Annotated in this window: 8 protein-coding genes; 5 read left to right on the forward strand and 3 right to left on the reverse strand. The window is 66.9% G+C overall.

Annotation, left to right across the window (positions count from 1 at the left end):
• Together C0541_RS16470 and ggt are read right to left on the reverse strand one after the other, a co-directional pair.
• Positions 1–1,839 (reverse strand): methyl-accepting chemotaxis protein, encoded by a 1,839-nt coding sequence (locus C0541_RS16470; protein WP_161960108.1) that lies wholly within the window; start codon positions 1,837–1,839, stop codon positions 1–3.
• An 87-nt stretch (positions 1,840–1,926) separates the two neighbouring features.
• Positions 1,927–3,636, reverse strand: a complete 1,710-nt coding sequence (gene ggt / locus C0541_RS16475; RefSeq protein ID WP_115049943.1) for a gamma-glutamyltransferase — start codon at positions 3,634–3,636, stop codon at positions 1,927–1,929.
• 655 nt (positions 3,637–4,291) lie between these two features.
• On the opposite strand from ggt, the gene ilvC reads away from it, so the two are divergent.
• From ilvC to C0541_RS16500, 5 genes are all read left to right on the forward strand, one after another.
• Positions 4,292–5,293 carry a ketol-acid reductoisomerase gene (gene ilvC, locus C0541_RS16480; protein ID WP_115049945.1) on the forward strand — a complete coding sequence of 334 codons (1,002 nt, stop codon included), beginning with the start codon at positions 4,292–4,294 and terminating at the stop codon, positions 5,291–5,293.
• Positions 5,294–5,335: 42 nt separating this feature from the next.
• A complete protein-coding gene (ilvG, locus tag C0541_RS16485) occupies positions 5,336–7,057 on the forward strand; it encodes an acetolactate synthase 2 catalytic subunit (RefSeq protein ID WP_115049947.1) in 1,722 nt (573 codons plus the stop codon).
• A complete protein-coding gene (locus C0541_RS16490) occupies positions 7,041–7,298 on the forward strand; it encodes an ACT domain-containing protein (protein ID WP_115049949.1) in 258 nt (85 codons plus the stop codon). The genes ilvG and C0541_RS16490 overlap by 17 nt, the downstream gene beginning before the upstream one ends.
• A 123-nt stretch (positions 7,299–7,421) precedes the next feature.
• Entirely contained in the window at positions 7,422–8,492 is a 1,071-nt protein-coding gene (locus C0541_RS16495; RefSeq protein ID WP_238601357.1) for a threonine dehydratase, read from the forward strand.
• On the forward strand, positions 8,489–10,051 hold the full coding sequence (locus C0541_RS16500; RefSeq protein ID WP_115049954.1) for a 2-isopropylmalate synthase: 1,563 nt from the start codon (positions 8,489–8,491) through the stop codon (positions 10,049–10,051). The genes C0541_RS16495 and C0541_RS16500 overlap by 4 nt, the downstream gene beginning before the upstream one ends.
• Positions 10,052–10,230: 179 nt before the next feature.
• Here C0541_RS16500 and C0541_RS16505 read toward each other — a convergent pair whose 3' ends face one another.
• Positions 10,231–13,023, reverse strand: a complete 2,793-nt coding sequence (locus tag C0541_RS16505; protein ID WP_115049956.1) for a TonB-dependent receptor plug domain-containing protein — start codon at positions 13,021–13,023, stop codon at positions 10,231–10,233.
• Positions 13,024–13,070 lie beyond the last annotated feature (47 nt).

Consider the following 13,070-nt stretch of genomic DNA (forward strand, 5'->3'; position numbering starts at 1 on the left):
CTAGTCCAGCGTATAGCCCACCCGCAAGCCGCCCCAGTGCTTGCGGCCGACGTAGACCGGGGCCGACAGGTCGAACATGATCTGGCCGGTGTCGCGGCGATAGACCTGCAGGCGGTACGGGTCGGTATGCGCGCCCACGCTGCGGCCGACGCGGTCGGTGAACTTGCGCTTGGTGCGGTTGCCGACCAGATCGCGTTTGGGATCGCCGGTCAGCGGCTGGGTGAAGCGCAGGTTGTGCGTGGGCACATAACCATCGGGATTGGCGCAGATGGCGAACACGATCCAGGGATGCGCATCCAGCAGTGGCTCCTGCAGGGCGGGCAACACCTCGTCGCACAGCGCATCGAAGTCGGTGCTGAACTTGGCCGGCTCCACGCCGGCAATCGGCGTGTAGCTGCGTGCGAACAGCGCCGCTTCGTCGATCTGGCCGCGTGCGATGGCCTGCGCCAAGGCAGTGCCGATGCGGCCGGCGGTCGCCACGGCAAGTTCCTTGACGCGCGCGTGCCTGGGCACTGCCAGCGGGTCGGCCGGCAGACGGAACAGGCCCACGCAGTCGCGCAGGGTTTCGGTGCCGCGCTCCAGCGCCTCGCTGCGTTCGGCCACGTGCGCGGCATGCTGCAGATTGCTGCGGCCCAGCGCCACCACGCCATCGACGGCACGTTCGATGCCGCGGATCTCGCCGTCCTGCGCCTGGATCCGCCCGGCCACCGTGGTCATCGCGCTGCTGGCCTGGCCGAGCACGCGGGTGATGCCATCGAGCACCGCTTCGGTGCCGCGCGCGGAGGCAGCGCCCTCGCCCACTGCGGCACTGGTTTCGGCCAGGATCGCGCGCACGTCGCGCGCTGCCGCTGCCGCCCGTTCGGCCAGGCGGCGGATCTCGGTGGCGACCACCGCAAACCCGCGCCCGGCATCGCCGGCATGCGCAGCTTCGATGCTGGCGTTGATCGACAGGATGTTGGTCTGGAACGCCACCGCGTCAATGACTTCGATGACCTCGCCGGCACGCGCCGCGCGACGCTCCACCTCATGCATGGCCTGGCCCAGCGCGTGCGCCGCCGCCACGCCCTGCCGTGCGCTTTCGTCGGCGCCGGCAGCCAGTGCGATCACCTGCCCCAGCTCGGCATTGACGTCCTGCAGGCTGGCCGACAAGCGCTCCACCGCAGTCCGCGCACCATCCAGCGCCTCGGTCTGCGCCTGCGACTGACGCACCATCTGGTCGTTTTCGGCCACCAGCGGCGGCACTTCGGCAGCGATCTGCACCGACAACGCCACTGCCTGGCGGATCGCCTCGGCCAGATTGCCGAAACCGGCCTGCAGCCGGCGGCCCATCTCGGTCTCAGCCAACCCGGGCGGCAGCAACAGTTCCAGCGCGCAGCCGGCCAGCGCCTGGGCGGTGCGCTCGAGCACGGTGCGGTCTTCGTGTTCGGCCTGCAGCCGCGCCATCAACGGCTGCAGCAGCGGCGAGATCGGCACCGGCCGGCTGTCTTCGGCCAGACGGGTGGCTTCGCGCAGCAGGATCGCGGTTTCCACGTGCGGCAGCGACAGCATCCAGCCACCGTGCTCGCGGTCGCGGGCATAGCGCACGCGCCGGGCGGGGTCGTCGCCCGGCGCGGCCCACACGCCGTCTTCGCCGACCAGATCGGCCGCATCCAGTCCCCACAGCACCGACGCCGGCGCGCCCTGCAGCTCGCTGGCGGTCCTGCCCAGGACATCCAGACCGGCGCGGTTGCAGGCCACCACGCAGGCCTCGGCCGATAGCCGCAGCAGCGCGACCGGTGCATCGGGGAGCAGCGCCGCCTGCGTTTGCGACGGCGGATCGCGCGGTTGCATCGAGCTCATGGGAACTCCTAATCCATCACGATCATTAGCGGCGCGCCGCCGCTGGAGTTGAGCGGCGCCGCGCACCCGCAAGCGCTTTCCCGGTCGTCAGTAACCGGCGGCCTGCCCGTCCTTGCGGCTTTCCGACGCACCGTAATACACCCCGCTGGCCGGGTCGCGCGCGATCGCCTGGTACCCGCCATACGGACCATCGGCAAAGATCACCCGGTGGCCCTTGCGCATCAGCGCGCGAATGGTGTCGTAGGAAAAGCCGGTTTCCAGGTTGAGCTCGCCGCCGTCGCTCATCGCGGTGGCCTGCCCGGTCGGCTCGGTGGAGCCTTCGTGCTGGATGCGCGGCGCGTCGCCGGCTTCCTGCAGATTCATGTGGAAGTCCACCAGGTTCATCACGATCTGCACGTGGCCCTGCGGCTGCATCGCCCCGCCCATCACCCCGAAGCTCAGCCATGGCTTGCCGTCCTTGGTGACGAATGCCGGGATGATGGTCTGGAACGGCCGCTTGCCCGGCGCATAGCCGTTGGGGTGGTCCTTCTTCAGCACGAACATCTCGCCACGGTCCTGCAGGATGAAGCCCAGCCCCGGCGGCGCCATGCCGCTGCCCATGCCGCGGTAGTTGGACTGGATCAACGACACCATCATGCCGTCGGCATCGGCCACCGTCATGTAGATGGTGTCGCCTTCTTCCAGCTGCCTGGGCGTGCCGGGCTGCACCTCCTTGAGCGCCTTGTCCATGGAGATCAGCGATCGCCGTTGGGCGGCATACTCCTTGGACACCAGCCTGCCCAGCGGCGCAGGCTGGAAGGCCGGGTCGGCATAGAAGCGCGCGCGGTCGGCGAAGGCCAGCTTCTTGGCTTCGGTGAACAGGTGCACGTGCTCGGCCGAGCCATACGGGATCTTGGAAAAATCGTAGCCCTCCAGGATGTTGAGCATCTGCAGCGCGGCGATGCCCTGGCTGTTGGGCGGCAGCTCCCATACGTCGTAACCGCGGTAGTTGGTGCTGACCGGTTCCACCCATTCGCCCTGGTGGCTGGCCATGTCCTCATAGCTCAGATAGCCGCCATTGGCCTTGAAGTAGGCGCCGATGGTGCGGGCGATGTCGCCCTTGTAGAACGCATCGCGGCCGCCGTCGGCGATCTGCTGCAAGGTATTGGCCAGGTTCGGGTTCTTCCACAGCTCGCCCTTGCGCGGGGCGTGGCCGTCGATGGTGAACTGCTCCTTGAAGCCGGGGTACTGCGACAGGCGCGGCACCGAACGGTCCCAGTAATAGGCGATGGTCTCGGCCACCGGATGGCCTTCGCGGGCATAGCGGATGGCCGGGGCCAGGTTCTGCGCCATCGGCTTGCGCCCGAAGCGCTCATGCAACGCGAACCAGCCATCCACCGCGCCCGGCACCGACACCGGCAACGGGCCGGTCGGCGGGATGTCCTTCAGCCCACGGCGCTGGAACTCGGCCAGGGTCAGCGATTTGGGCGAGCGGCCCGAGCCGTTGTAGCCGTAGAGCTTGCTGGTCTTGGGGTCCCAGACGATGGCGAACAGATCCCCGCCGACGCCGTTGCCGGTCGGTTCCATCAGCCCCAGCGCGGCATTGGCGGCGATCGCCGCATCCACCGCCGAGCCACCGCCCTTCATCACATCCAGCGCGATCTGGGTGGCCAACGGCTGCGAAGTCGCCGCCATCGCATGCGGGGCGATGACTTCCGAGCGGGTGGCGAACGGCTGCCCGGTGATCCGGTCGGCAGCACTCAGAGGTGGCGCAAGCAGCGCCAGGGCAGACATTAACAACACAGGTACGCGACGCATGACAGAAGATCCCCGGACACCACAGGTGAGTGGCCAACCATACCAGCGGGTCGGGCCGACTCGCTCGGTGAGCACTGTCTGCCAGCACAAATGCCGCGCATTTAGTGACTCGCATCGCCCGTTACCGCCCTGCAGCGATGCGGTTTCAACAGCAACCATGCTGCTGCCACGCGGTTTCACGCGACACAGCGCCGATTGATGCGGCCGTTTCATGCGCAAGGGTTGACACCCGCACGGCAGCGGTGGTTATCTCAGTCGCATGCCGCACCGCCACACCACCTCGAACGCCCCAGTGTCCGCGCCCATCGGCGCGTCGGCAGCGTCGCTTCTCGTGCTCGTACTTATTACCTCGCCAACCGCTGCGGGACGGGACTTCGTGTAGGCAACAGACACACAAGGCTTCGATCAGACCCCGCACCGGCAACGGCGCGGGGTTTCGCGTTTCAGGGACCACCAAAAGTTTCGAATGACATGAACGACATCACTGACATCGCCGCAATGCCCATCACGCGCGCCCACCGGCGCGCTGGTGATTGCGCGCGCATGCGCAGTGCCATCGTCCATCCCCGCTGTGTTCGGCCGGCCAGTGTGCGCACTGCCGGCTGACCCGTTGATCCGCCACCCCTCTCTACTGCCAACCCCGCAAGGACATTCCATGAGCAACGACACCCAACCGAAAATCGCGATCATCGGCTACGGCAGCCAGGGCCGCGCGCATGCGCTGAACCTGCGCGATTCCGGCTTCGACGTCACCGTCGGCCTGCGTGCCGGTGGCCCGACCGAATCCAAGGCCCAGGCCGACGGCTTCACCGTCGTGGCACCGGCCGAGGCGGTGAAGAGTGCCGACCTGGTCGCGATCCTGACCCCGGACATGGTGCAGAAGAAGCTCTACGAAGAGGTCATTGCCCCGAACATGAAACAGGGCGCCTGCCTGCTGTTCGCGCATGGCCTGAACGTGCATTTCGACATGATCACCCCGCGCGCCGACCTGGACGTGGTGCTGGTCGCGCCGAAGGGCCCGGGCGCACTGGTACGTCGCGAGTACGAAATCGGTCGCGGCGTGCCGTGCATCTACGCGGTCTACCAGGACACCAGCGGCAAGGCCGAGCAGTTCGCGCTGACCTATGCCGGCGGCCTGGGCGGGGCGCGCGCCAACATCATCAAGACCACCTTCAAGGAAGAGACCGAAACCGATCTGTTTGGCGAGCAGGCAGTGCTGTGCGGCGGCGCCTCGTCGCTGGTGCAGGCCGGTTTCGAAGTGCTGGTGGAAGCCGGCTACCAGCCGGAGATCGCGTACTACGAAGTGCTGCACGAACTGAAGTTGATCGTGGACCTGTTTTACGAGGGCGGCATCACCCGCATGCTGGAATTCGTGTCCGAAACCGCGCAATACGGCGACTATGTCAGCGGTCCGCGCGTGATCGACGCCAGCACCAAGGCGCGCATGAAGGACGTGCTGACCGACATCCAGAACGGCACCTTCACCAAGAACTGGGTGGCCGAATACGAAGCCGGCCTGCCGAACTACACCAAGTTCAAGCAGGCCGACCTGGAGCACCCGATCGAGGAAGTGGGCAAGAAGCTGCGCGCCAAGATGGTGTGGCTCAACGGCGAACAACAGGCCACTCCCGCACCTGCGAATCAACAAGCGGCGTAATGCCGCCGCACCCCCACCGCTAACACCGAAGGTCCGCAACGCATGAACACCTCCGCACACAGCACGCCCCGCAACGGCGCGCGCTGGCTGACGCAGGCCCTGGAAGCCGAGGGCGTGGAAACGCTGTTCGGTTATCCGGGCGGCACCATCATGCCGTTCTACGACGCCCTGGTGGATTCCAGGCTCAAGCACATCCTGGTCCGTCATGAACAGGGCGCCGCCCTGGCCGCCAACGGCTACGCCCGCGCCAGCGGCCGGGTCGGCGTGTGCGTGGCCACCTCCGGCCCGGGCGCGTCCAACCTGGTCACCGGCATCGCCGATGCGATGCTCGATTCGGTCCCGATGGTGTGCCTGACCGGCCAGGTCGCCACCCCGTTGCTGGGGACCGATGCGTTCCAGGAACTGGACGTGTTCGGCATGACCATGCCGATCGTCAAGCACAGCTTCCTGGTGCGGCGCGTGGAGGATCTTCCGGACATGGTGCGCGAAGCGTTCCGCATCGCGCGCGAGGGACGTCCCGGGCCGGTGCTGATCGACCTGCCCAAGGACGTGCAGATTGCCGATGCGGCGCATCTGCCCGACCACGTGCCGGCGGCGGTGCTGCCGCCGCCGGCCCCGGAAGATGTAAAACTGGCGCAGGCCCTGGCGGCCATCGCCAGTGCCGAACGCCCGGTGGTTTATGGCGGTGGCGGGATCGCGCTGGCCGGCGCGGTGGAGGCGTTCCGGCGCTTTGTCGAAGCCACCGGCATTCCGACCGCGCTGACCTTGCGCGGCCTGGGCGCGTTGCCGCATGCGCATCCGGATTATCTGGGGATGCTGGGCATGCACGGCACCCGCGCGGCCAATATGGCCATCCAGGAATGCGACCTGCTGGTCGTCGTCGGCGCGCGCTTCGACGACCGTGCCACCGGCAAGCTGAGCGAGTTCGCACCCTTCGCGCGCGTCATCCACCTGGATGCCGACGCCTACGAGATTTCCAAGCTGCGCACGGCCGACATTGCCGTGCCCGGCGACGTGGCGGCCAGCCTGAAAGCGCTGAGCGCGGCACGCGGCAATTGCCAGGCATGGCGCACGCGCTGCTTTGCAAACCGCGAGAAATTCGGCGCCCGTTACGACGCGCCTGGCACCGATATCTACGCGCCGGCGCTACTCAAGCGCCTGAGCGAAGTGGCCCCGGCCGACACCATCATCGCCTGCGACGTGGGTCAGCATCAGATGTGGGTGGCCCAGCATTGCCGCTTCAACGATCCGCGCAACCACCTCACCAGCGGCGCGCTCGGCACGATGGGCTTCGGCCTGCCGGCGGCAATGGGTGCGCAGTTCGCCTGCCCCGACCGCACCGTGGTGCTGGTCTCCGGCGACGGCAGCTTCATGATGAATGTGCAGGAGCTGGTCACCATCGCGCGCTGCAAGCTGCCGGTGAAGATCGTGCTGCTGGACAACAGTTCGCTGGGCATGGTGCGGCAGTGGCAGGAACTGTTCTTCGCCGAGCGCTACAGCGAAATCGATCTGTCCGACAACCCGGATTTCGCGGCGCTGGCGCAGGTGTTCGGTATCCCGGCAAAGCGCATCATCGCGCGTGGCGACGTGGACGCGGCACTGGCCGAGCTGCTGGCACAACCCGGCCCCGGCTTGCTGCACGTGGCCATCGACGCGCGCGCCAACGTGTGGCCGCTGGTGCCGCCCAACAACGCCAACAGCACCATGCTGGACAGCAATCCCGCACATGCGGTCAAGGAGACGCCACATGCGTTACCGGCTTGATCTGGTGCTGAAGCCGGCCGAAGGCGCCTTGGTGCGCGTGCTCGGCATGACCGAGCGGCGTGGCTTTCGTCCCTGCGCCATCCAGGGCGCCTGCGCCCCGGACGATGCCGGCCGCTGGCATCTGCAACTGGACGTGGATAGCCCCCGGCCGCCGGAGACGCTGCGCCTGCAACTGGAAAAGGTCTACGACTGCGAGTCGGTGGTGATCACCGCACTGGACTCGGTCGAGGTCGCGGCATGAACGCCCAGACCTCGCGCGACCAGCAAACCGCCATCCGGAGGTATCTTCTTCCGGATCGGCCGTGCGCGTGCCGCAATGCCTGATTCCGGCCGCCCCTCCCCGCAGGAGCCAGACGTAGGCGACGTGGCCGTCAGCGTGGCCGACGTGCTGGCCGCACAGGCCCGCCTGCGCAAGTACCTGTCGCCCACGCCGCTGCATTACGCCGAACGCTTCGGCGTGTGGTTGAAGCTGGAAAACCTGCAGCGCACCGGCTCCTACAAGGTGCGCGGCGCATTGAACGCGTTGCTGGCGGGGCTGGAACGCGGCGACGAGCGTCCGGTGATCTGCGCCTCGGCCGGCAATCACGCGCAAGGTGTCGCGTGGTCGGCCTATCGGCTGGGTGTGCAGGCCATCACGGTGATGCCCTACGGCGCGCCGCAGACCAAGATCGCCGGCGTCGCGCACTGGGGCGCCACCGTGCGCCAGCATGGCAACAGCTACGACGAAGCGTTTGCGTTCGCGCGCGAGCTGGCCGACCAGAACGGCTATCGCTTCCTGTCCGCCTTCGACGACCCGGACGTGATCGCCGGGCAAGGCACGGTCGGCATCGAACTGGCCGCGCATGCGCCTGACGTGGTGATCGTGCCGATCGGCGGCGGCGGGTTGGCCTCCGGGGTGGCGCTGGCGCTGAAATCGCAAGGCGTGCGCATCGTCGGCGCGCAGGTGGAGGGCGTCGACTCCATGGCCCGTGCCGTGCGCGGCGATCTGCGCGAGATCACTCCCGTCGCCACGCTGGCCGACGGCGTGAAGGTCAAGATTCCCGGCTTTCTGACCCGCCGCCTGTGCTCCAGCCTGCTTGACGATGTAGTGATCGTGCGCGAGGCCGAATTGCGCGAGACGCTGGTGCGTCTGGCCTTGGAAGAACACGTCATCGCCGAGGGCGCTGGTGCGCTGGCCCTGGCCGCCGGTCGCCGCGTTTCAGGCAAACGCAAGTGCGCGGTGGTCTCTGGCGGTAATATCGACGCAACCGTGTTGGCCACACTCTTGTCCGAGGTGCGGCCGCGTCCGCCACGCAAGCCGCGTCGCCGCAATACCGAGCGGCTGCGCAGCGAACGCAGCGCCAAGTCACTTCCCGAAACACCCGCTTTTTCCCGCCCATCCGCAGTCGCTTCAACGCCTGTCACCGCCATCGCCGTAGAGGAGTCATCCTGGTGAACACGACCGTATCCAACCAGACCCCGCGTATCCGAATTTTCGACACCACCCTGCGCGACGGCGAGCAATCCCCCGGCTGCAGCATGACGCCCCAGCAGAAGCTGGTCATGGCGCGCGCGCTGGACGAGCTCGGCGTGGACATCATCGAAACCGGTTTCCCGGCCAGTTCGCTGTCGGACCGCGAGGCCGTTGCGATGATCGGCCGCGAGTTGCGTCGCCCCACGCTGGCGGTGCTGTCGCGCTGCCTGCAGGCCGATATCGAAACCTCCGCACGCGCGCTGGAAGCGGCCGCCAATCCGCGCCTGCATGTCTTCCTGTCCACCAGCCCGTTGCACCGCGAGCACAAGCTGCGCATGAGCCGCGAGCAGGTGCTGGAATCGGTACACAAGCACGTGACGTTGGCGCGCAGCTACATCGACGATGTGGAGTTTTCTGCCGAAGACGCCACGCGCACAGAGGAAGATTTCCTGATCGAGGTCACCCGCGTGGCGATCGCGGCCGGCGCCACCACGATCAACCTGCCCGACACGGTGGGCTTCACCACGCCGGAAGAAATCCGCGGCATGTTCTCGCGCCTGATCGCCAGCGTGGAAGGCGCCGACAGGGTCATCTTCAGTGCGCACTGCCACAACGACCTGGGCCTGGCCGTGGCCAATTCGCTGGCTGCCATCGAAGGCGGCGCACGCCAGGTCGAATGCACCATCAACGGTATCGGCGAGCGTGCGGGCAACTGCGCGCTGGAAGAAATCACCATGGCACTGAAGGTGCGCGGTGCGTTCTACAACATCGATACCGACATCAACACCCCGCGCATCGTCTCCACCTCGCAGTTGCTGCAGCGCCTGGTCGGCATGCCGGTGCAGCGCAACAAGGCGGTGGTGGGCGGCAACGCGTTCGCGCACGAATCGGGCATCCACCAGCACGGCATGCTGCGCCATCGCGGCACCTACGAAATCATGCGCCCGGAAGACGTGGGCTGGGAGTCCTCGCAGATGGTGCTTGGCCGCCACAGCGGCCGCGCCGCGGTGGAACAGCGCCTGCGTGCACTGGGTTACTTGCTGGAAGAAGAAGAAGTCAAGCTGGTGTTCGAGCAGTTCAAGGCGCTGTGCGAAAAGCAGCGCGTGGTCACCGACGCCGACCTGCAGGCGATGATGCAGGACGCCACCGTGCAGGAAGGTTACCGCCTGGCGTCGATGACCATCAGCGATGTGGGCAGCCGTGCGAACGCCTTGGTGGAATTGTCCGATCCGGAAGGTAACCGCGTGGCCGAGACCGCGCAGGGCAACGGGCCGGTGGATGCACTCTTCGGGGCCTTGGCCTCGGCCACCGGCGTGAAGCTGGAGCTGGACAGCTACCAGGTCCACAGCGTGGGCATCGGCGCGGATGCGCGTGGCGAAGCCAGCCTGAGCGTGCGCCACGACGGCGTGGAATACGAAGGCACCGGCACCAGCAAGGACATCATCGAAGCCAGCGCACTGGCGTGGCTGGATGTGGCAAACCGGTTGCTGCGCCAACGCGAGCGCGGCGTGGTAGCCGGCAAGACGGCGGCGGTGGCGTAACACACAGTGTAGCGATCTACCGCTCCGATCCACTCCGGGCGCCCAACGAAGCGATATGTTGGCCGTTCGGATTTGAGCCCGAGCGCAGGGTCGGCAGGAAATCGTGATGGCGCAATCCGGGTTCTGCTCAGCCCTTGCGGCAGCTTCCTGTCGCCCCCGTGGCACAACAGGTGCGTACTTCAAAATTTGTAGGTGAAGTTGGCGTACAACTGTCGCCCGATCGCGCTGTAGACGCGCGGAAAGTATGGCCACGCAGTATAGGTATCGTCGCGCGGGTGGATCCTATCGAATATGTTCACCACGCTGAGGCCGAGCGTGGCCTTGTCAGTGATCTGCTTGGCGATGTCCGCGTTCCAGATCACGTACGGCGCCACCCGCCCGGTCTCGGCGTAGTTGGGGCGCGAGCCGTATCGATAGCCGTACATGCTGGTCGTCCACTTGCCGACGCTCCAGTTCAGGCGCCAGTTGGCGCGGGTGCGGAACGCCAGGTAATCGACATCGTTCATCACGTCCACCGGCTTGGCACCGGCGAACTGCGCCACCTCCATCTTCAGCACGCGGGTGTAGCCGGCCTGAAGGCCCAGCGCGCCCCAGTCGCCGAGGTCGAGGCGGTAGCGCAGGGTGGCGTCCACGCCGTCGGTGCGCATCAGCGACTGGTTGATCGGGAAGGTCTCGAACGCGGTGATTTGGCCCTCGGCGGTGAGATCGGTGCCAGGGCTGCGGGTCACCGACTGGATGTAGAACTGACAGGCGGCCGACGCGGTATCGACCGGATTGCCCGCGCGATCACGGCCGAGCAGGCAGTTGGCGTTGTTCTCCAGTAGGCTCTCGCTGGAGATTGATTCGACCCGCCCTCGCAGTTCGATGCGGTAGTAGTCCGCGCTCAGCGACAGCGCCGGCAGCACGTCCCAGACCAAGCCCAGTGTGGTCGAGGTGCCCTTCTCCTCTTCCAGCAGCGGATTGGACGACTGGGTGGAGAAGGTCTGGTATTCGTGCGCGCTCGAACAGGCGACCGACAGCGGATCCAGCCCGTCGCGGCGGCATAGGTATTCGTCGGTGACGGTGGGGTTGTTGGCGCTGGTGCCTGCGTAGATCCACAACAGGTCCGGCGCGCGGAAACTGGTGGCATGGCTGCCACGCAGCAGCAGACTGTCGAACGGCCGCCATTCCAGCCCGACCTGCCAGGTGGTGGCGTCGTCGACCGAGGTAATGTCGTCGTACTTGTCGTAGCGCCCGGCCAGCGTCGCGTTGAGCCGGCTGAAGATCGGCACACGCAGCTCTACGCCGGCGGCGTAGCGGTCGCGCGGGCCGCCGCCGGGGGTCTGGGTGAGGTTGTAGATGCGCTCGTTGCCGGTGTAGTCCACGGTGGTGCGCGGATCTGGCTGAAGCTCGTACGTCTGCCGCGCCGCCTCCAGCACAGTGGCGATCTGCAGCATGCCGGCCGGCAGTTCGAACAGGTCGCCGCTGAACACGAACTGCGCCTGGTCGGTGCTGGATTCGCCGCGGCTGACTACGTCGGTGGTGAGCTGGTCGTACAGCGCCGCGCTGCCCGGCGCGAACAGCCTGTCGGGATAGAACTGGCGGATCTCGGTGCCGTCCGGGCGATGGCCCAGCACCGGACCCATGTAGTAGTCGCGCACCGCGTTGGTGAGGAAGCGCGGCCGATGCGTGGTGATGTCGTAGCGCGACAGCGACACGCTCGCATCCCAGTCGAAGCGGCCGTCGAACAGCTTGCCGCGCACGCCTGAGTTGAGGTTCCAAGACGTCTCGTCGTACTCGATGTTCTTGATCCCACCCACTTCCGAAGGCAGGAAGATGCGCTGCGCGGTGACCAGGCCCAGGGCCGGGTCGTAGACGGTGAACGCGCCTTCGCCGATGTAGTAGTGGGTCTGGCTGGAGCTTTCGTCCTTGGAACGGTTGGCCAGCACCTGCGCGTAGCCGGTGACGCTGTCGCTGAAATCGAAACTGCCGGACAGGTAGCCCGAGGTCTTGCCGTAGCCATTCTGCACCGAGCGGCCTTCGTAGTAGCCGAACGCCCCGCAGCGGTTTGGCGCGGCCAGGTTGTCGGAGGTCTTGTACGGCACGAACGACGGGTTGGTCGCCGCGCAGGTCGCGTCCAGCGCGCTGGCCGAAGTCGACAACGCGCCGCCGCTCGGCCAGAGATAAGTGTTGCCGCGGCGCAGGTAGATGCCGGAGATCGAGGCATTGGGGCTGACCGGGTCGGCCTTGTTGTCGGGATGGTCGTAGTACGAATCCAGGAAGTCGCGCTGGCGGGCAACGATCGCTTCGCGGCCAAGCCTTTCGAACGCATAGGTCAGGCTCCAGCGGTCGCCGGTGCGCCCGCCGCTCCATTGCAGCTGGCCGGTATCGCCGCCGCCGCGCGTGGTTGTGCCGCCACGCAGGCGCAGCGTGTTGCCGCTGAAATCGCGCTTGGTGATGATGTTGACCACGCCGGCCACCGCATCGGAGCCGTAGATCGCCGAGGCGCCGCCACTCATCACCTCGATGCGCTCTACCGCTGCGGCCGGGATGCTGCCCAGGCTGACCGCGGTGCCGTTGGCGCCGTAGGACTGCGGATAATCGGCCATGCGCTTGCCGTTGAGCAGGATCAGCTGATAGCCCGGGCCCAGGCCACGCAGGTTGAGATACTGGCCGTTGGGCGAACTGCCTGTCTGGTCGCTTTCGTTGAAGGCACTGCCACTGAACTGGGTCAGCGTACCGAGGGATTCCCACACGGTGCTGAAGCCCTGCTTGCGGATGTCCTCGGCAGTGATGACGGCCACCGGCGCCGGACCCTCCACCTGCGCACGCGCGATGCGCGAGCCGGTGACGGTGATCGTGTCCAGCTGGCGCGTGGCGGTTGACGTTTCCTGCGCCGCTGCAGGAAACGACGGCGCCGCTCCCGCCAGCAGCACAAGCGCCAGGCGCGACGGTCGTAGGTGAAAGCTGGGATGTACGACTCGGACGGACATGCAGATCTACCCTGCAAACGACGGGTTAACGATGACGATGACACGCG

Origin of the sequence: Xanthomonas arboricola (assembly GCF_003353015.1) — a bacterium.
GTDB classification, from domain to species: domain Bacteria; phylum Pseudomonadota; class Gammaproteobacteria; order Xanthomonadales; family Xanthomonadaceae; genus Xanthomonas; species Xanthomonas arboricola_E.